The organism is Crocosphaera sp. XPORK-15E (assembly GCF_034931425.1).
Classification (GTDB): domain Bacteria; phylum Cyanobacteriota; class Cyanobacteriia; order Cyanobacteriales; family Microcystaceae; genus UHCC-0190.
The window spans coordinates 106,431-124,225 of the sequence record NZ_JAYGHQ010000018.1 but is presented as its reverse complement, the minus strand read 5'-3'; the positions used below and the strand labels follow the sequence as shown (position 1 = coordinate 124,225).

Sequence of the window (17,795 nt, the reverse complement as noted above, 5' to 3'; positions counted from 1 at the left end):
CACCTTCACTCGTACCGGAATTTTAACTAATGCGTTAACAGCTAATTACACCATTGGTGGCACAGCAACTAATGGAACAGACTACACAAATATTGGAACCATTGTTAATTTTGCAGCTAATTCTGCGACAGCTACAGTAATAGTAGATCCCAAAGTTGATACAACAGTAGAAAGTAACGAAACTGTAGCATTAACCTTAGCTTCAGGGACAGGTTATAGCATTGGAACCACAACAGCAGTTACAGGAACTATCAATAACGACGACGACACCAGTGTTACCCTTGGCTTAAACTATAGCGGTATCAGCGAAAACAGTCCTAGTAACTTCACTTACACCTTTACCCGCACTGGAATTTTAACCAATGCGTTAACCGTTAACTACACCGTTGGTGGTACAGCAACCAATGGAACAGACTACACAACTATTGGAAGCAGTGTTACTTTTGCTGCTAATTCTGCAACAGCTACAGTAATAGTAGATCCCAAAGCTGACACAACAACAGAAAGTAACGAAACTGTTGCTTTAACTTTAGCTTCTGGGAGCGGTTACGCTGTTGGCACAACTTCGGCTGTCACAGCTACTATCATCAATGATGATAGCACCCGTCGCCAATTTGGAACCAATGGGGTTGATGTGATTTTGGGGACGACTAACGCCGATTATATTAAAGGGGGATTAGGTAGTGATATCTTGACAGGGGGAAGTAATGGGGATACCTTCTTCTTTGCTTCTGCTAATGAGGGCAATGACCAAATCACTGACTTTACCCCCAATACAGACAGCATTTTAGTCTCAGGCTCTGGTTTTGGCAATGGCTTAGTTTCTGGTGATACCCTAGCCCCATCTCAATTCATTCTTGGGGCTAATGCTACCACATCGAGTCAACGCTTTATCTATAACGCTTCTACGGGGGCTTTATGGTTTGATCCTGATGGTAGTGGAGCATCAAGCGCAACACAACTTGCCACTCTCAATGCGGGTTTAGCCTTGACTTTTGAGGATATTTTTGTTAGCTAAGTAGTCATCTCAATTTCTTCAACAATAAATTCCACCGTTTGACCATAGGGACTGCCAAACTTCAATTGAGTCCCCGATGATAATGGCACTTCTTCATAGTGGACTCTTTGCCAATGGTCATTCTTCAAAATCAAGGTTCCGAAACGGGAAAAATCCCGTAGAAAGTAAGTATAACACTGTTCAGGCTCGGCGGGAACTTCTCGGCAAATGATCTCAGCATGACGCTGACTGACCCATTTTTCTTGGATAACGAGATCATTTTCAGGACGACGGCCCACCCTCATTAACCCGCCGTAGATTTGCCAGCGAGTATCTTCTTCTTCGACAAACCGCAGATAAGCGGCCGGTGGTTTAGTCGTGATTAAAGGTAATTGGGTAATATCATCTAAGGGGGCAATTAATTCCCCATTGAATTGAGGGTGCATATAGAGAATAGGCAACGTCCAAGCTGGTTGATTAAACTTATAAAGGGTCAATAATTGTTGTCTAGCAAATCTAACCGCCTCATCAATCGGTTGACGTTGAGTTAAGGCTTTCGTTAGGGCCTGAATAAAGCTTAAGGCTTCTTGATCAGCGATGGAATCTCGCATAGCTAAGACAGCAGGAACCCCATGATGAATTAAGACTTCGGCGAGGCTACTGCGTTCAATGGTTTTTGAGCCTTGATGATCGGGTTGGGCCCCCCAACAGGCATTAAACACCGCTAGGGTAATTTGATTGCGAATCAGCACTTGTGCTAATTCTGTCCCATTCATTGTTGCTTGAGAACTTAAAAAGAGTAACCCTCCATTGGGGGCGGGCATTCCATGGCCTGCATAGAAAAGAACGTTATAATCTCCACTATCAAGGGTATCAATTAATTGGCTAGGGGTTGGTTGTACTAGGGGATGAACTGTAACAGGGGGCTGCAAATTTCCTTGAGGGGCAAAGGAACTATCTTCAATCATTTGGGCCAACAAATTCGCTTCTGTTTCCAGTTTTAAGTCTTCATGGGTTAAACCATCAGCCTCTTGAACTGAACGCCCTTGACTATCAGCTTGATTTGTAATTTCATTGAGAGAGGCTGGAGAGGGATGAGTTTGATTTCCTAACACCAACAAGATGTTTAAGACTTCTTTCGCCTGATGAAAAACTAAGGGGTCTACATTGTTAGTGGTGCGACTAAAAAGAATTTGAGGATCGAGGGAAATTGTTTGTTTACCCGCTGCTGATTGCATAATTTCCCAAGGCAGAGGAATTAATTGAGGAGCTTGAATGTCCAATCGTAATCTTAAGGGACGATGGCTTCCTAATGCCAGGCCGCGACTTTGGGCAAAACTCGAATGAATTGAAGCGTCAAACAACCATTGCCACAAACTCAAGCCTAATTCTTGCATCAGTCGCCCGCCATAGCTTTCCATGGGGCTTGCTAGGGTAAATGTGAGGGGTGGCAGAACGGTAGTTAGTTGATCGTGGTTAACAGGAAGGTGGGGTTCTCCTTGGGGGGCAAACATTTCTTGCCAAGCTAACCACTTGCGGGTTAAGGTTTCTGACCATAAGGAATCATGATGAACGTATCCACTCGGCACAGGGGCATTGGTTACCCAAAGGGCAAAACTCTCTGAACCCCCCGTTGTTAAAGGGGCGATCGCTACAGTTAAGCAAGGATTTAAGCCTAGGGTCATTACCTGTTCTTAAAAGAAGTCAATAATGACATTTTAACTTAATATTATCCAGTCCCGTTAGGATTTAATTAATTTAGGTATTTATGATCGGGTAAAATAAGCTTTGGGAAAATGGTCTGTAAGTATTTTTGGTAGTTTATTACCCAGTTTACTGGAGATTATTTACGAAATTAATCAACGTTTCTTGATTAAAATTATTAATTTAAAGAGGCAGGAACAGTAAAAATTCCTAGCCTCTTTTTTGACTTTTTTAGCTTAATTTTTGAGCAAATTAGATAAATTGACTAAACTATCTCAGTAAAATCCCCCAAAAAATTTTTTATAAAGAGTGAACTAAGCTTGTATTTTTACGGAAAATTTGTTATTTATATTGAGGAATACTTTTCATTCCTATGAGAGAAAATGAAATACTTGTTTGCTGTAGGTGTCGCTGTCTCTGTCTTGAGTAGTCCAATGGTGGCTTCTGCTGGTACATTTAGTGCGGCAGGATATGTCGAGGTAGAAGATTTTGAAGGTCCTTCTTTGGGACAGGCTAAAAACCTAACATTTTCTAGCTTATTTGACTTTGCTCGTATCCCTCAATTAAGTAACGGTTCCCCTAATGAACTGTTTGGAATTATTCGTCCAAGTGATTTTGGTACATTGGTCACCAACTTATCAATTAATCAATTTACTTCTATTCCTTTATTCCTGAACTTTGGAGAAAATGACCGTTTTTCTCTCTCACTCAACTCAATTACAAGTAAATCTGATAGCCCTTATGACCTTAGAATTGATGGCTATGGTTTCCTCCATGATAACTTAAATCTCATTGAGTCCAATGATGTTACAGTTAGGTTCACCGCTCAGGATGTATTTGGTGCGATCTCGGCATCCTTAAGCTTTGGAGGTACTACAACACCAACACCAACACCAACACCAACTCCAACCCCAACTCCAACCCCAATTCCAATTCCAATTCCAATTCCAATATTCCTTCGCCATCGGACGAAACAGCAGTTCAAATTCCCGAATCCGATATTCCTGGGTTAGTATGGTTAACAATTCCTGTGTTAGCGATCGCTCAGAAAAAATTGCGGTCAAACTCTTGATAAAAACTCAAAAGTAACACTATAAATAACTGGATTTGCAAATAAAAAAGGTGGTTATTTTCCACCTTTTTTATTGTCATTTTATAGTATTATTTTAACGACAACCTAGATTAATTGTTATGTCGGAAACGGTGATCCAACGAGAGACGATCGCGGCGATCGCTACAGCCATTGTTCCCCAACAGGGTAGCATCGGTATTGTCCGCTTATCGGGTCAAAATGCCCTGTCTATCGCTCGCAGTCTATTTGATGCCCCTGGACAACAAAAATGGCAGTCTCATCGCATTCTCTACGGTTTCATCCGTCATCCTCAAACCCAACAGACGATTGATGAAGCCTTATTATTGCTCATGTTAGCTCCTCGTTCCTATACCCGTGAAGATGTGGTCGAATTTCACTGTCATGGGGGTATTATTCCGGTGCAGCAAGTTCTCCAATTATGCTTGGAACAAGGGGCAAAATTGGCCCAACCTGGGGAATTTACCATTAGGGCCTTTCTTAATGGCAGAATTGATCTCACTCAAGCAGAAAGTATCGCTGAATTAGTCGGTGCGCGATCGCCTCAAGCTTCTCAAATTGCGGTGGCCGGGTTACAAGGAAAATTGGCTCAACCGATTCGGCAATTACGTCATACTTGTTTAGATATACTCGCAGAAATTGAGGCAAGAATCGATTTTGAGGAGGATTTGCCGCCACTAGATGAAAATGTGATATCTCAGGGGTTAGAGGCGATTTTAAGACAAGTTGAGGCGATTTTATCCACAGCAGATCAGGGGGAATTGTTACGCACAGGCTTAAAGGTGGCTATTGTGGGCCGTCCCAATGTGGGAAAATCGAGTTTATTGAATGCTTGGAGTCGCAGCGATCGCGCCATTGTTACAGACTTACCAGGAACTACAAGGGATGTAGTGGAGTCTCAGTTAGTGGTGGGGGGAATTCCGGTGCAAGTTTTAGATACGGCAGGTATTCGGGATACCATGGATCAGGTGGAGAAAATTGGGGTTGAGCGATCGCGGGTTGCTGCTCATCAGGCTGATCTTATTTTACTAACGATTGATGCTCAAGTGGGATGGACAATAGAAGAAACAGAAATTTACCAACCAATTGCTCATCTTCCGGTTATTTTAGTGATTAATAAAATTGATTTAGGGACTCCAGATTTTTCTCTATTTCCTGCACAAATTAAGGAAATTGTCAAGACTTCAGCAGCACAAAATCAGGGAATTGATGGTTTAGAAAAGGCGATTTTAGCCTCAGTTCATCAAGGAAATTTAAAGGCTGCTAATTTAGATTTAGCGATTAATCAACGGCAAGCGGCGGCTTTAACCCGTGCTAAAATAGCTTTACAACAAGTACAGGAAACAATTAATAATCAACTTCCGTTAGATTTTTGGACAATTGATTTGCGTAGTGCAATTCAAGCGTTAGGAGAAATTACAGGAGAGGAAATAACAGAATCAGTCTTAGAGAGAATTTTTAGTCGTTTTTGTATTGGTAAATAAGCTGATAATTATCAATTTAATGACCATTCGGCTTGTTTTTGGGGTTCATTAGTTGAGAAATAAGCGCAATAATTCATTAACCTTAAAAAAGATGTCCCAATTTATGCTATAAAATTCTTAGGGTTGACCTTTTTATCATTAGACATAAAGACAATCTGATTCAGTTCTTCACTATAAATAAATTATGACGAAGAAATTTCTAGTTAGTTCCTTCTTACTCCCTTTAATCGGAACCTTAAGTGCTTCCTTTCCTGTCTATGGAAATACGACCAGTAATTTAACATTTGAAGTTAATGGAGTCAGCGATCGCAAAGGACAAATTTGCTTTAGTTTGTTTTCCAGTAGTCGAGGTTTTCCTAGTAGTGGTAATGATGCAGTCCAAAAACAATGTGTCAAAATTACCGATACTAACCCCAGAATAACCATTAATAATTTAGCCCCTAGTACCTATGCAGTAGCTGTATTTTGGGATGATAATTCTGATGGTCAACTTAATCGCAATTTTCTCGGAGTTCCTACTGAGAAATTTGGGTTTTCTAGTAATCCCGTTGTCCGAACTGGCCCTCCTAAATTTGGAGAATCTGCTATTCTTGTAACGGGGAAAAATGTGATAATTTCAATCAAATTGCAATCTATTTAATCAAGATTTTATTGTAGAGGCGTTTCTTAAATCGTCTCTACTTTAGTCTTTAATTTTGTTTCAGTTGTTGACTTAACCAGCTAAGATAATCCTGACTACCTGCCATAATAGGTAAAGCAATAATTTCAGGAGTATCATAAGGGTGAATCTCTTTAATGACTCTTTCTAGTTCATCATAAATATCTTGACTACTTTTAATAAAACAAATCCATTCTTCATCATGACAAATTTGATTTTGCCACCAATAATGACTGGTAATGGGGCCGATAATTTGAATACAACCAGCTAATTTTTGTTCTAATAAAACTCTGGCAATATTATCAGCATCCTCTTTTTGAGATGTTGTCGTAATTACAGTAATGTAATTATTATCTAACGTCAATTTCCTAATCCCTAAACTTAAAGCATTCAATTATCTCATAAAACTGAGTGTAACTGAGGTTTATTGAGCATTGTCAATGGTTGCTAAGACGACATTATCTTGTAGATCAAAGGCCGAACTACTTTGATCTGTTGTACCAACTTCAAACAAGTAAATAGCTTGGTTATCAGGAAGTTTAATCTTTCCATCTTCAATATATTTTTGTAGAAAAGATTCAATCGTGCTTTGATTGTCAAAGGGTGTAATGTTGGGAACAGCATCTCCATTAACAAGAACCTTAACCTGAGAAGAATTTGTATTATTAGTAGAAACTGTCATACTATAATTACTACAAACTGCCCCATTTCCAGCAATTGATTCTACATCAAATGTTGACCCTGCTGGTTGATTTGGTAAGCTTAGAGGTGTATTAGTATTCCAAGTTTGTTGAGTTCCGTTGACATAGAGATTTGTCGCAACTGGAATTGTTACTCCTCCTGCTCCACAAGCAATGTCACCTCCTAATATTTCAAATTTTAGATTAGCAGGTTTATCAATGGTTAACTTCTTATCAATGATCTTGAAACTCGGACTATTTTCTGTGATACTTTGGGTCATATTAGCTCTAGCAAAAGCATTAGTGTTTACTTCATAAGTAAGATTTTCATGCCAAACAGGATTAGTTGCTGTGGTTGCCAAATTTAGCTTAACTAATTTTTGTTGGGAATCAACACAAGCATGAAAACCATTAATAGCGTCAGCATTGCTAATTTGCCATTCTGAGGCACAAATTGGGTTAGTTGCCGTGTTATCAATATTATCAATTAAAACAGAATATTCCCATGTTTCTGGAGTATTAATTTCGCTATTATCATATTGTCCATCGTTTTGAAATTTTGGCCCCCATCGCTCAATTGTATTAGGGCCATGCCAAGGATTGGGGGCTGGTCTAGTATAATAAATAATACGTTGAGGTATGTTAGGAATTTGAATCACTAAAACAGGTTTAGCACCTGTTGGTAGTGTAAAATCTGGTGCTTCAGATAAGGCAGCAACGGCATCAGATTCAATTTTTATGCCTGGTTTAACTTCTTCCGTGATAAATTCAATCGCCCGATTGGTATTATATTGAAGTTCGCCTTTAGCTGTTGATTTTTGATTTGTCATAAGTATCTGAATTAATCCAAATCCAGCAGATGAAACAACCACTAAAGTTAAGGCGGATGAGATCAATACTTCTGCCAAAGTAAAGCCAGAATCCAGATATTTTGACTTAAATATGAGATTTTTATGATAAATTTTCATTTCAAAATTAATTGCCAATTTATTCAAAAGTTTACACAATCCAAATATAACATATTTTCTGGGATTGACAAGTATTTTGTTGTAGTAAATTTTTATATTTCTTGACAGAAAATATACGGTAAAGACTAGATATTGAGGATAAATTAAGCGTAAAATTAAGGGACAATTATAATAACTTTTCAGTAAATTTGAGGGGAGGGAATAAAGATTGATAAAAATTTTCAAAATTGATGTTGTCAACTTCCGAATAATTACGGAATTAAAGATGTTGCTGATTAATATTTCCTTAAAGGCCTAAGTATGAGTTACAATTTTCTAGCATCTTCTATTATGTTTGAAATGTCGATGATTCCAACTAAACTGACTTTACCCCATTTCTCCCATCTTAGTCTTGCCCAAAGATTAATGTATATTGGCATAGGAATGACAATTTTTTGGTTGTTTATTGCCTTATTTGCCCCACTTTTACAAGGAATTGGTTTTTTACAAGATCCCGCAGATTTATTAAGTAATGTCCCTGGGGAGTCTCCAAGTTTTAGTCATTGGTTTGGCACAAATGTTCGAGGATATGATGTTTTTTCTCGGACGCTTTTAGGTTCCCAAGCAGCATTAAAAGTGGTTTTTTTGGCCACTTTTTTATCTATGATAATTGGGGTTCCCCTTGGATTAATTAGTGGATATTTAGGAGGTAAAGCTGATAAAATACTCTTGTTTTTGATGGATACTATTTATACAATTCCAGGGTTATTATTATCTGTCACTTTAGCGTTTATTCTTGGTCGTGGCATCCTTAATGTGGCAATTGCGGTAAGTATTGCTTACATTCCTCAGTATTATCGTATTGTTCGCAATCATACCACCAGTGTCAAAACTGAGTTATTTGTCGAAGCAGCAAAAGCAATGGGGGCCACTCCAACTCGTGTCTTATCTCGCTATTTATTTTTTAATGTTATTCAAAGTGTTCCTGTGGTCTTTACTTTAAACGCTGCTGATGCTATTTTAGTCTTAGGTGGCTTAGGATTTTTAGGGTTAGGATTACCTGAAGAAATCTCAGAATGGGGACATGATCTAAAAGAAGCATTACCCGACTTATCTACAGGTATTTGGTGGACAACTTTATTTCCTGGAATGGCCATGACTTCTATGGTGGTTGGGTTATCCTTTATTGGAGAGGGCATCAGTGAAATGTTTAACCCGGCTTTACGCCATAAAAATCGATGAAAATTAAGGATATTGGGGAACAAGGACTCCTAAAAAGACTGCAAAAATTTTGTCCCCGTGATATGATCGGAGATGATGCTGCTATATTGTCCCTCGATCCTCAGCAAAAATTAGTTGTCACCACTGATGTGTTAGTGGATGGGGTACACTTTAGCGACAAGACCACTCCACCTGATGCTGTGGGATGGCGTGCTGCGGCCGCTAATTTATCAGACTTGGCCGCTATGGGTGCAACCCCCATCGGAATTACGGTGGGGTTGGGTTTACCAGGAGAGACATCTGTTGCCTGGATAGAACATTTGTATTTAGGTATAACTCAATGTTTACAGGTTGATCAAACGCCCATTGTAGGGGGTGATATTTGTCGCTCAACCGTGATTACGGTGAGTATTACTGCCTTGGGTCAAGTATATCCTAATCGTGTCATTCGTCGCTCTACGGCCCAACCTGGTGAGGTTATTGTCATCACAGGTTATCATGGTATGGCGCGGGCAGGATTAGAATTATTGCTCAAACCTAACATTCAAGATAATTTAACCCCAGAAAGCAGAGACAAATTAATCTTTGCTCATCAATACCCTAAACCCCGTTTAGATGTACTTCCTTACCTGTGGGATGTTGTAGGGACAACGACGGTAACAGGAATGGATAGCAGTGACGGGTTAGCTGATGCCATCCTGCAGATTTGCCGCATGAGTGGGGTCGGGGCAGAAATTGGCCTATCATCCCTTCTTACCCCTCCTACACTATCACAATGGGTATCTTTTGAGCAAGGGTTAGAGTGGATCTTATATGGGGGAGAAGATTTTGAATTAGTGTTATGTTTACCAGAGGTGTTAGGAATTAAATTAGTTGAACAGTTAGGAGAAGGGGCGGCAATTATTGGTAAAATTATTGATGAACCTAGGATAGTTTTAATTGAGCATAACCAGCAACAGCGAGAATTAAATTTATCAGCAGGGTTTCAGCATTTTTCTTAGCTGAATCGTGATTTTTCAGAAGTAATACTTCTCCGTTAATCATAGTCATCATTCAATCATTCTAATCACAGTAAAGACAGCAACCTTCTAACTAACCACCGCAACCCTAACCAAACATAATAAAAGGGTAAAATCAACAGTCTTAAAACCCCTTGAATTAATCCTAATAATTTCTGTTTCCAGAGGTTACGGGATTTTGGTTTCAACATCTTAACTACTTCATCAGGAAACCGTTTTCTTAATTCTGCTTCGGGGAATTGGGACAACATTATCATATAATTTTGATAACAGGTTTGGGTATTAGGATGATTTTCTCCTAATCTTTCTCTCAAAATATTAATTGCTTGTAAATAGAGAGGTTCTGCACTTAAATACAATCCTTGACCAGCAAAAAAGTGACTTAAACCAGTAAATACCCAATAAATTTCTTCATCTGAAACTGACTGTTGTAGCTGTACCTTAAATTGTTCAAAAGATGAGGAAGGGGAGTTAGGAATAGTTGCACTTAAATAGTTCCCTAATTCTTCTAAATGGGGGATGAGAAAACGATAAAAATCAATCTGTTTTAGAGTGGGAGATTGGGGGATAGTCTGGAAAACAGCGATTAAACTTTGACTAAAAGTATCCATGAGAGAAAAAGCATAAGTCGCTTAAATTTGTCTATAGTACCATCTAGGGAATTTCACCCACACGAGTTAAAGCACCTGTTATAGTAATGGTGACAATAGTAGCAAGAAGGGTTAAAGGTTCCATCGGTAAAATACGGAGATCATGGCAGGACTAATCTTATTTTAGTGCAGAATCAAGATAAATTGTGACATAATTATGTAAGGTTATCGAAACTTGTACTGAATTTCGACTACGCTCAATTGTCGCGTAGTCGAAATTCAATAACAGCTTGCCGAAGTATGCTTATGTTACAGTATTAATAACTCAAATGAAAACAGGATAAATCAATTTTATAGAGGAGTGATTATGACATCAACGATTGAAAAAGGCTTTACATTATCAGGAATTGGTTTACATTCTGGGGCAACAACTCAAGTAACAATCTTACCTGCAAAATCTGGAGAAGGACGTTATTTTGTGCGGGTAGATTTACCAGAAAAACCCATCATTCCTGCTCAAGTTTCTTCAGTCAAACAAACAACATTATCAACAGAATTAGGCTCTAATAATGCTACTATTCGTACAGTAGAACATTTATTAGCTGCTTTGGTAGGTTGTGGCATTGAAAATGCTCGAATTGAAATTGATGGCCCCGAAGTTCCCTTATTAGATGGATCAGCTAAAAATTGGGTTGATGCTATCATTAAATCGGGTCTGAAACCGTCGGAAATAGTGCCAGGAAGCCCCATTAATGAACCTATATGGGTTAGGGATGGTGATGCTTTTGTAGCGGCTCTTCCTGCCTCAGAAATGCGCTTTACCTATGGTATTGATTTTCCTTATAAAGCAATTGGTAATCAATGGATTAGTTGGAATCAAAAAAAAGAATCTTTTAGTGAATTTATTGCCCCTGCAAGAACTTTTGGATTTGCTGATCAGATTGAACAATTAAAACAAGCAGGGTTAATTAAAGGAGGTAATTTAGAGAATGCTTTAGTCTGCGATCGCAATGGTTGGGTTAATCCTCCGTTACGCTTTGAAAATGAACCTGTGCGTCATAAATTATTAGATTTAGTGGGGGATTTAAGTTTATTGGGAACTATCCCTCAAGCTCATTTCTTGGCTTATAAAGCAAGTCATAAACTTCATGTTGAGTTAGCTAAAAAAATCAAAGAAATTTATTAGTTTAATTAACTAATATTGAGAGGTAAACCATCTTGAAAAGCGATTAATTGATTCGGTTGTAAAGGTGTCCAAACTTCATTATCTGTTAAGGGAGTGGTCGCAATAACTGCCACGCGATCGCTTGCATGGGTTAATGCTTGAAAGTCTACAGTAACATCTTGATCAATTAAATGGGCAGCCCCAAAAGGAGCTTGTCTAATAATATAATGTAACTTAGTGGAACAATGGGCAAAAAATGACTCCCCATCAGATAATAAATAGTTAAAAATTCCCAGATTAGCTAAGGATAACGTAATCTGATTTAAGGTGCTATAAAGTATCGGTAAAGTTGGCTTTTCATGAGGAAATTCTTGACGTAATTTATTTAAAATAAAGCAAAAAGCTTGTTCACTATCCGTCGTTCCCACAGGTTGATAAAATTGAGAATTATTAGGCTCAAAATCCGGTAAATCTCCATTATGAGCAAATACCCAATATCGTCCCCAAAGTTCCCGTCGAAAAGGATGACAATTTTCTAACCTAATTTCCCCCTTAGTTGCTTTACGAATATGGGAAATAACATGGGTAGAATGGATAGGATAACGTTTCACTAATTCAGCAATAGGGGAGGTTGTAGAAGGTTTTGCATCCAAAAATAACCGACAACCTTTCCCTTCAAAAAAAGCAATTCCCCAACCATCTTGATGTTCATCTGTTTTTCCTCCTCGCGCACAAAACCCTTCAAAAGAAAAACAAATATCCGTAGGTATATTACAATTCATTCCTAATAGTTGACACATATTGATACTCTCCTTAATATGATAAAGAAACACTATATCTTGAACGAAAACCATAAAAAATTGGGTAACTAATAAAGCTACCCAAAGGATTTAATCATGAACTATATTACATTGCTTATTATAGTCAAAGACTATACAGCAACAGTTTTCTTTGTTCCAGCAGTTAATTCACCTTTAGCATACTTAGCAGCATAGTCATCAAGAGACATTTGCTTAATCTTACTAGCATTGCCAGCAGTCCAGAATTGCTGATAACGATCAAGACAAACTTGCTTCATGTAAGTAATAGAAGGCTTCATGAAGTGACGGGGGTCAAAGTTAGAGGGATCTTTATACGCAGCTTCACGAATAGCAGCAGTGATCGCCAAACGGTTGTCGGTGTCAATATTGACTTTACGAACCCCACTCTTAATACCTTTTTGAATTTCTTCAACAGGTACACCATAGGTTTCAGGAATCTTACCACCGTATTGGTTGATCATATCAATCCATTCCTGGGGAACAGAGGAAGATCCGTGCATTACCAGGTGAGTATTAGGTAGAAGGGCGTGAATTTCTTGAATACGGCTAATGGCTAAAACATCGCCAGTAGGTTTTTTGCTGAATTTATAAGCACCATGACTGGTACCGATCGCAACTGCGAGGGCATCAACTTGGGTTTTAGTGACAAATTCTACCGCTTCTTCAGGATCAGTTAATAATTGATCATGGGAAAGCGCACCTTCAAAACCGTGGCCATCTTCAGCTTCACCTTTACCAGTTTCGAGGGAACCTAAACAACCGAGTTCACCTTCCACACTAGCACCCACAGAGTGAGCAACTTTAACAACTTCAGCCGTTACGCTAACATTGTAGTCAAAGCTGGCGGGGGTTTTAGCATCTGCTTCTAAGGAACCATCCATCATGACGCTGGTAAAACCGTTGCGGATAGCACTGTAGCAAGTTGCAGGGCTGTTACCATGATCTTGGTGCATGGCAATGGGAATATGAGGATAGCTTTCTGCTGCGGCTAAAATTAAATGACGGAGGAAGTTTTCCCCTGCGTATTTACGGGCACCGCGAGAAGCTTGTAAGATAACGGGGCTATCGGTTTCGTCAGCAGCCTGCATAATTGACAGGATTTGCTCTAAATTGTTGACATTAAATGCAGGAATACCATAACCGTGTTCTGCCGCGTGATCTAAAAGCAGCCGCATAGGTACAAGTGCCATAGATGTCCTCCTAGTCTATTTCTTATTTTTTGTGAGCGAGTCGTTAAGAAAATTAATTCTCTTATCTGTTAATCTTAAGATAGTTTTCACTATTTGACTAACTTGATTTGGATTTTTTTTGATACATATTTTATGTATTTTGTCAAGTCTATTTTCAATACATTTCGGGGCAATTTAGTGCTTGTTTGCTTTGATTGTTTGAGCTTTCTCGATAATGGCAAGAAAACGATCGCTATTTTCAGCGTCTTCTTGGGTTCCGTGTGCTAGGACTGGTTCGGTAGCTAGTTTGTCCATGTAAGCGTGAAATGCCGCTTCATCTTCCCGATGTTCAAGCAGATAGTTTTTAAGTTCGTCTCGGTTCATTTTCTCGAAATTAGGCTGAGTCATAGATAATCCCATTCACCATTTTGGTCAATTAATATCTCTGTTTCCTCACCTGCAAGGATAAAGATCTTACCGCTTCTTTGATCCAAGCGTACCATAAAGATTGGGAGATACAAATTGGTTAATCGTTGGCAGACATCAAAACAGATTAATGCTTGTACTGTAGTTGGCAGACTAAATAGCCTCCTTTTCAAACAATAATAATCTGATTATATAACATTTGAATGCTTAACAGCTTAGAGAGTTCTTATATCAATATTTGTCGTCATTTTTTCTCCTTCTTTAGACATTTAAACTGGTTTTGCTTCTTCTTGTTGTAACTTTTCCCCAATTCTCGGTTCTGTCCCCTCAAATATACGAATAATATTAGTACGATGACGAGCAACAACATAAATACCACCCACCACCGCAAACAGACAATAGGATAAAGGTTGATGTAAGACTAGCATCAAAATATTAACCGCTATCACTCCCATGATAGAACTGAGGGACACAATACGAAATAACCCTAACACCCCTAAAAAAGTAGCCAACGCACCCAAAGCAACCAAAGGGTTAAGAACCAGTAAAAGCCCCAAACTAGAAGCGACAGACTTACCTCCAGTAAAATTGAGAAAAATCGACTTACTGTGACCTAATATCGCAGCCATTGCCCCTGCTACTATCAGCCAAGATTTCCACTCCAGGGGAATAACAGTTAAAGGCGCAAAAACAAACCAAAGTTTGATTATCCCTACCGCTAACATGGCTTTGGCCATATCTCCAATTAAGACAAAAATAGCCGCAGTTTTGCCGACGGTTCGCAAAACATTAGTGGCCCCAGTTGAACCGGAACCTTCTTCCCTAATATCAATCCCTTTGACGTATTTTGCGACTAAATAGCCTGTGGGAATTGAACCCAGTAAGTAGTCAACTAAGATCAATAATGCAGTAATTAGCCAAGCCATAGGTCAAAACTGTTTATTAATAGAGATAACTGGACATTTGTTGAGGATCAGGCGCAAAAGCTAACCATAAAGGAAATTGTAAGAGAGAGAGGTTAATTTGCTCCTCTGTTTCGTCAATGACGACTAGGGGCAAAAATTTATCCTCGACCAACCTTTCCGCCTTCTGTATTAGTGCTTCTGGGGACTCAAATAAGACCACACCCTTTTCTGGTCCAAAGTCACCGCGAGCAATGCCTAAACAGTCTTGTAGTCCCCGTCGCCATTCTCCCAGTCTTTCGGGGGTATTAGCCAAAATAAGAAACCGACTGCGATCGCCGTGTAACTGATTGACAACAGAAATCACTGCCGAGGCGACTAAAATATTTTGTAAACGACTACCCATAGAACGAATAGTTCCCCGTCCCCCTTGTTTAAAGAACCATTGTTGTACGCGCTCGGCGTGAATAGGTTCAAAGGTACGGCGCAATTGCCAAGGCGGCCCATAATAATCAGGATTTTTGCGATATTGATCAAGAATTTGCTGAATTCTGCGGGTTTGCTCTGCAAATTCCTGGGGCGCAAACTGGGCGTTAAGGGAACTTGGGGGGGGAGGTGTCAGGGTTGCGGAGGGAGTTGTCCAAGTTTCTGTAGTCGGTAATTCTAATTGTTCAGCAGCAGCCGCTAAATCTTGTAAACTACCGACTAAATAATCCTTAAACCCTTGTACCCGAATGGCCAAATCTTGGGAAATTCCAGCAAAAGTGGTCTTCATTTCCTCTCGAATGCGATCTCGACGGCGTTCGAGTTGTTCAACGGACATTTCTAGGGTTTGTTTTTGCTGCTGAAGTTCTTTTAACCCTTCTTGAACCATTTGACGCAAAACTTGTTCAATATCTTGGGTTTGTTCCGTCAGTTTTTGGGCTTTCCTGATTTCTAAAGCTTCAATTTCTCTGGTTAATGCTTGTTTTTGCTGTTGTAATGACTCAACTTGTTGGCTGAGTTGTTGTATCTGACTTTCTAGCTTAGCCGTTTCTTGGGGTTGAGGGTTGAGGGTTGAAGCTACTTTAACAGGTAATTCTGTTGCCGACGGTTCCGCCTCTCCAGGGGAAGGAAGGTTCAGGGGTTGGAGTTTTTCCTCGTTTAAGGGAAGGGGAGAACCCTCGGCCAAGTTTTCTGTAAAATCAACGTTTAAGTCGGGTTTGGGGGACTGGGAAGGGTCTGAATTCATTAATCAAAATTAGATCAATTCTTATTGTATCAGGAGACAGGGTTATGTACAGTGGACATTTGACAAGACCTGATAAAATGAACAATACAATGACTTCCTAATCATGTCAAACAACCATGCAAACGAAACGAATTCGAGACATTTTACGTCATGGTCAACCTGATGAAACCGTTACCATTCAAGGTTGGGTACGCACTAAGCGAGAATTAAAAGAATTTGCTTTTATGGAAGTCAATGACGGGTCTTCTTTGGGCAATTTACAGGTTGTTCTTGACACCAATCTTCCTAACTATGAAGATGTAGTTAAATCCCTTAATACAGGGGCTTCTGTGGAAGTTTCAGGCAGTTTGGTTCCCTCCCCAGGCAAAGGACAAAGAATTGAGTTAAAAGCTTCTACAATTCAAGTATATGGGGAAGCTGACCCCGAAACCTATCCTCTCCAGAAAAAACGTCATTCCTTTGAATTTTTACGCACCATTGGACATTTGCGATCGCGGACAAATACAATGGGGGCAGTTATGCGGGTGAGAAATGCCTGTGCAACGGCTATTCATAACTTTTTTCAAGAACGAAATTTTATCTGGGTTCATACCCCAATTATTACCGCAAGTGACTGTGAAGGGGCTGGGGAATTATTTACTGTTACTAATTTTGATTTAAACAAAATTCCCCGTAATAAACAACAAGCAATTGATTATGGTCAAGACTTTTTTGGGAAAAAGGCTTATTTAACGGTTAGTGGTCAATTAGAAGCAGAAGTCATGGCTATGGCTTTTCAAAATGTGTATACTTTTGGGCCAACTTTTCGGGCAGAAAATTCTAACACTTCTCGTCATTTAGCTGAGTTTTGGATGGTGGAACCAGAAATGGCTTTTTGTGACATTGAAGGGGATCAAGATTTGGCTGAAGAATTCTTAAAGTATATTTTTAAATATGTCTTAGAAACTTGTCCCGAAGACATGGAATTTTTTAACCAACGTATTGATAAGTCGGTTTTGGAAACGGCTAACAATATCATTAATAATGAGTTTGAACGCATTACCTATACTGAGGCGATTAAGTTACTGGAAAAATCTAGTAAACAGTTTGAATATGCCGTAGAATGGGGCATTGATTTACAGTCCGAACATGAACGCTATTTGGCGGAAGAATTGTTTAAAAAACCTTTGATTGTTACGAATTATCCGGCAGCAATTAAAGCCTTTTATATGCGTCTGAATGATGATCAAAAAACTGTTGCAGCGATGGATGTTTTAGCCCCGAAAATTGGCGAAATCATTGGGGGTTCCCAACGGGAAGAAAGATTAGATGTGTTAGAAAAGCGCATCGCAGAAATGGACATTATTTCTGATGATCTTTGGTGGTATTTAGATTTACGTCGTTATGGTACTGTTCCCCATGCAGGATTTGGTTTAGGCTTTGAAAGACTTGTACAATTTATGACAGGAATGGGCAATATTCGAGATGTTATTCCTTTCCCTCGTACTCCCTTAAGTGCTGAATTTTAATAACCCTTGTTGGGTGGGCAGTTGCGAGTTTTAATGATCAAGTAAATAACTAAAAATATAAACTGCTCACCTTCTTCTCAAAAACATTTTTAGTTATTAGTCTTCTGATTTTATTGCCTTTATTATTAACTAGATTTTTTGCTAATTAATAATATGCTAAATCTCAAATAATCAAGTCTCTGA

General features: G+C 39.1%; 18 protein-coding genes. 8 read left to right on the top strand and 10 right to left on the bottom strand.

Features of this window, described 5'->3' with window-relative positions; translation table 11 throughout:
* A partial coding sequence (locus tag VB691_RS20120) for a calcium-binding protein (protein WP_323293308.1) occupies positions 1-1,018 on the top strand: 1,018 nt, incomplete at its 5' end.
* On the opposite strand, the gene VB691_RS20115 is transcribed toward VB691_RS20120, so the two are convergent.
* A complete protein-coding gene (locus VB691_RS20115; RefSeq protein ID WP_323293307.1) occupies positions 1,015-2,682 on the bottom strand; it encodes a CHAT domain-containing protein in 1,668 nt (555 codons plus the stop codon). The genes VB691_RS20120 and VB691_RS20115 overlap by 4 nt on opposite strands.
* 402 nt (positions 2,683-3,084) lie before the next feature.
* Here VB691_RS20115 and VB691_RS20110 point away from each other — a divergent pair, with 402 nt between their 5' ends.
* The 3 genes from VB691_RS20110 (at position 3,085) to VB691_RS20100 (ending at position 5,915) form a co-directional block, all read left to right on the top strand.
* Entirely contained in the window at positions 3,085-3,714 is a 630-nt protein-coding gene (locus VB691_RS20110) for a hypothetical protein (protein ID WP_323293306.1), read from the top strand.
* A gap of 178 nt (positions 3,715-3,892) precedes the next feature.
* Complete coding sequence (gene mnmE, locus VB691_RS20105) at positions 3,893-5,275, top strand: tRNA uridine-5-carboxymethylaminomethyl(34) synthesis GTPase MnmE (protein WP_323293305.1); 1,383 nt, start codon at positions 3,893-3,895, stop codon at positions 5,273-5,275.
* 184 nt (positions 5,276-5,459) lie between these two features.
* On the top strand, positions 5,460-5,915 hold the full coding sequence (locus VB691_RS20100; RefSeq protein ID WP_323293304.1) for a DUF2141 domain-containing protein: 456 nt from the start codon (positions 5,460-5,462) through the stop codon (positions 5,913-5,915).
* A gap of 49 nt (positions 5,916-5,964) precedes the next feature.
* On the opposite strand, the gene cutA is transcribed toward VB691_RS20100, so the two are convergent.
* Both cutA and VB691_RS20090 read right to left on the bottom strand, forming a co-directional pair.
* A complete protein-coding gene (gene cutA / locus VB691_RS20095) occupies positions 5,965-6,327 on the bottom strand; it encodes a divalent-cation tolerance protein CutA (RefSeq protein WP_323293303.1) in 363 nt (120 codons plus the stop codon).
* Between the two features lie 30 nt (positions 6,328-6,357).
* Entirely contained in the window at positions 6,358-7,443 is a 1,086-nt protein-coding gene (locus tag VB691_RS20090; protein ID WP_323293302.1) for a hypothetical protein, read from the bottom strand.
* A 483-nt stretch (positions 7,444-7,926) separates the two neighbouring features.
* Between VB691_RS20090 and VB691_RS20085 the strand changes: the two genes are divergently transcribed.
* Both VB691_RS20085 and thiL read left to right on the top strand, forming a co-directional pair.
* A complete protein-coding gene (locus tag VB691_RS20085; protein ID WP_323293310.1) occupies positions 7,927-8,802 on the top strand; it encodes an ABC transporter permease in 876 nt (291 codons plus the stop codon).
* On the top strand, positions 8,799-9,782 hold the full coding sequence (gene thiL / locus VB691_RS20080) for a thiamine-phosphate kinase (RefSeq protein WP_323293301.1): 984 nt from the start codon (positions 8,799-8,801) through the stop codon (positions 9,780-9,782). Before VB691_RS20085 ends, thiL begins: the two co-directional genes overlap by 4 nt.
* A 65-nt stretch (positions 9,783-9,847) precedes the next feature.
* Here thiL and VB691_RS20075 read toward each other — a convergent pair whose 3' ends face one another.
* Positions 9,848-10,411: a tetratricopeptide repeat protein gene (locus tag VB691_RS20075; protein WP_323293300.1), complete on the bottom strand. Its 564-nt coding sequence runs from the start codon at positions 10,409-10,411 to the stop codon at positions 9,848-9,850.
* 346 nt (positions 10,412-10,757) lie between these two features.
* On the opposite strand from VB691_RS20075, the gene lpxC reads away from it, so the two are divergent.
* The gene (gene lpxC, locus VB691_RS20070; RefSeq protein WP_323293299.1) at positions 10,758-11,576 is read left to right on the top strand and encodes a UDP-3-O-acyl-N-acetylglucosamine deacetylase; all 819 of its coding nucleotides are present in this window, start codon (positions 10,758-10,760) and stop codon (positions 11,574-11,576) included.
* A gap of 5 nt (positions 11,577-11,581) precedes the next feature.
* Here lpxC and VB691_RS20065 read toward each other — a convergent pair whose 3' ends face one another.
* From VB691_RS20065 to VB691_RS20045, 6 genes are all read right to left on the bottom strand, one after another.
* Entirely contained in the window at positions 11,582-12,355 is a 774-nt protein-coding gene (locus tag VB691_RS20065; RefSeq protein ID WP_323293298.1) for a class II glutamine amidotransferase, read from the bottom strand.
* Positions 12,356-12,486: 131 nt separating this feature from the next.
* On the bottom strand, positions 12,487-13,566 hold the full coding sequence (gene fba / locus VB691_RS20060; protein ID WP_323293297.1) for a class II fructose-bisphosphate aldolase: 1,080 nt from the start codon (positions 13,564-13,566) through the stop codon (positions 12,487-12,489).
* A 174-nt stretch (positions 13,567-13,740) separates the two neighbouring features.
* Positions 13,741-13,953, bottom strand: a complete 213-nt coding sequence (locus tag VB691_RS20055; RefSeq protein ID WP_323293296.1) for a DUF6887 family protein — start codon at positions 13,951-13,953, stop codon at positions 13,741-13,743.
* Complete coding sequence (locus tag VB691_RS25885) at positions 13,950-14,144, bottom strand: DUF6888 family protein (RefSeq protein WP_416245351.1); 195 nt, start codon at positions 14,142-14,144, stop codon at positions 13,950-13,952. The genes VB691_RS20055 and VB691_RS25885 overlap by 4 nt, the downstream gene beginning before the upstream one ends.
* Positions 14,145-14,240: 96 nt before the next feature.
* Complete coding sequence (gene plsY / locus VB691_RS20050; RefSeq protein ID WP_323293295.1) at positions 14,241-14,897, bottom strand: glycerol-3-phosphate 1-O-acyltransferase PlsY; 657 nt, start codon at positions 14,895-14,897, stop codon at positions 14,241-14,243.
* A 16-nt stretch (positions 14,898-14,913) separates the two neighbouring features.
* Positions 14,914-16,104, bottom strand: a complete 1,191-nt coding sequence (locus VB691_RS20045; RefSeq protein WP_323293294.1) for a DUF3086 domain-containing protein — start codon at positions 16,102-16,104, stop codon at positions 14,914-14,916.
* A gap of 116 nt (positions 16,105-16,220) precedes the next feature.
* Here VB691_RS20045 and asnS point away from each other — a divergent pair, with 116 nt between their 5' ends.
* A complete protein-coding gene (gene asnS, locus VB691_RS20040; protein ID WP_323293293.1) occupies positions 16,221-17,612 on the top strand; it encodes an asparagine--tRNA ligase in 1,392 nt (463 codons plus the stop codon).
* The last annotated feature ends 183 nt before the right edge of the window (positions 17,613-17,795 follow it).

Coding starts and splice junctions, on each gene's coding strand:
- VB691_RS20115 (WP_323293307.1), bottom strand. CDS start 2,682: ATGACCCTAGGCTTAAATCCTTGCTTAACTGTAGCGATCGCCCCTTTA.
- VB691_RS20110 (WP_323293306.1), top strand. CDS start 3,085: ATGAAATACTTGTTTGCTGTAGGTGTCGCTGTCTCTGTCTTGAGTAGT.
- mnmE (WP_323293305.1), top strand. CDS start 3,893: ATGTCGGAAACGGTGATCCAACGAGAGACGATCGCGGCGATCGCTACA.
- VB691_RS20100 (WP_323293304.1), top strand. CDS start 5,460: ATGACGAAGAAATTTCTAGTTAGTTCCTTCTTACTCCCTTTAATCGGA.
- VB691_RS20090 (WP_323293302.1), bottom strand. CDS start 7,443: ATGACAAATCAAAAATCAACAGCTAAAGGCGAACTTCAATATAATACC.
- VB691_RS20085 (WP_323293310.1), top strand. CDS start 7,927: ATGATTCCAACTAAACTGACTTTACCCCATTTCTCCCATCTTAGTCTT.
- thiL (WP_323293301.1), top strand. CDS start 8,799: ATGAAAATTAAGGATATTGGGGAACAAGGACTCCTAAAAAGACTGCAA.
- VB691_RS20075 (WP_323293300.1), bottom strand. CDS start 10,411: ATGGATACTTTTAGTCAAAGTTTAATCGCTGTTTTCCAGACTATCCCC.
- lpxC (WP_323293299.1), top strand. CDS start 10,758: ATGACATCAACGATTGAAAAAGGCTTTACATTATCAGGAATTGGTTTA.
- VB691_RS20065 (WP_323293298.1), bottom strand. CDS start 12,355: ATGTGTCAACTATTAGGAATGAATTGTAATATACCTACGGATATTTGT.
- fba (WP_323293297.1), bottom strand. CDS start 13,566: ATGGCACTTGTACCTATGCGGCTGCTTTTAGATCACGCGGCAGAACAC.
- VB691_RS20055 (WP_323293296.1), bottom strand. CDS start 13,953: ATGACTCAGCCTAATTTCGAGAAAATGAACCGAGACGAACTTAAAAAC.
- plsY (WP_323293295.1), bottom strand. CDS start 14,897: ATGGCTTGGCTAATTACTGCATTATTGATCTTAGTTGACTACTTACTG.
- VB691_RS20045 (WP_323293294.1), bottom strand. CDS start 16,104: ATGAATTCAGACCCTTCCCAGTCCCCCAAACCCGACTTAAACGTTGAT.
- asnS (WP_323293293.1), top strand. CDS start 16,221: ATGCAAACGAAACGAATTCGAGACATTTTACGTCATGGTCAACCTGAT.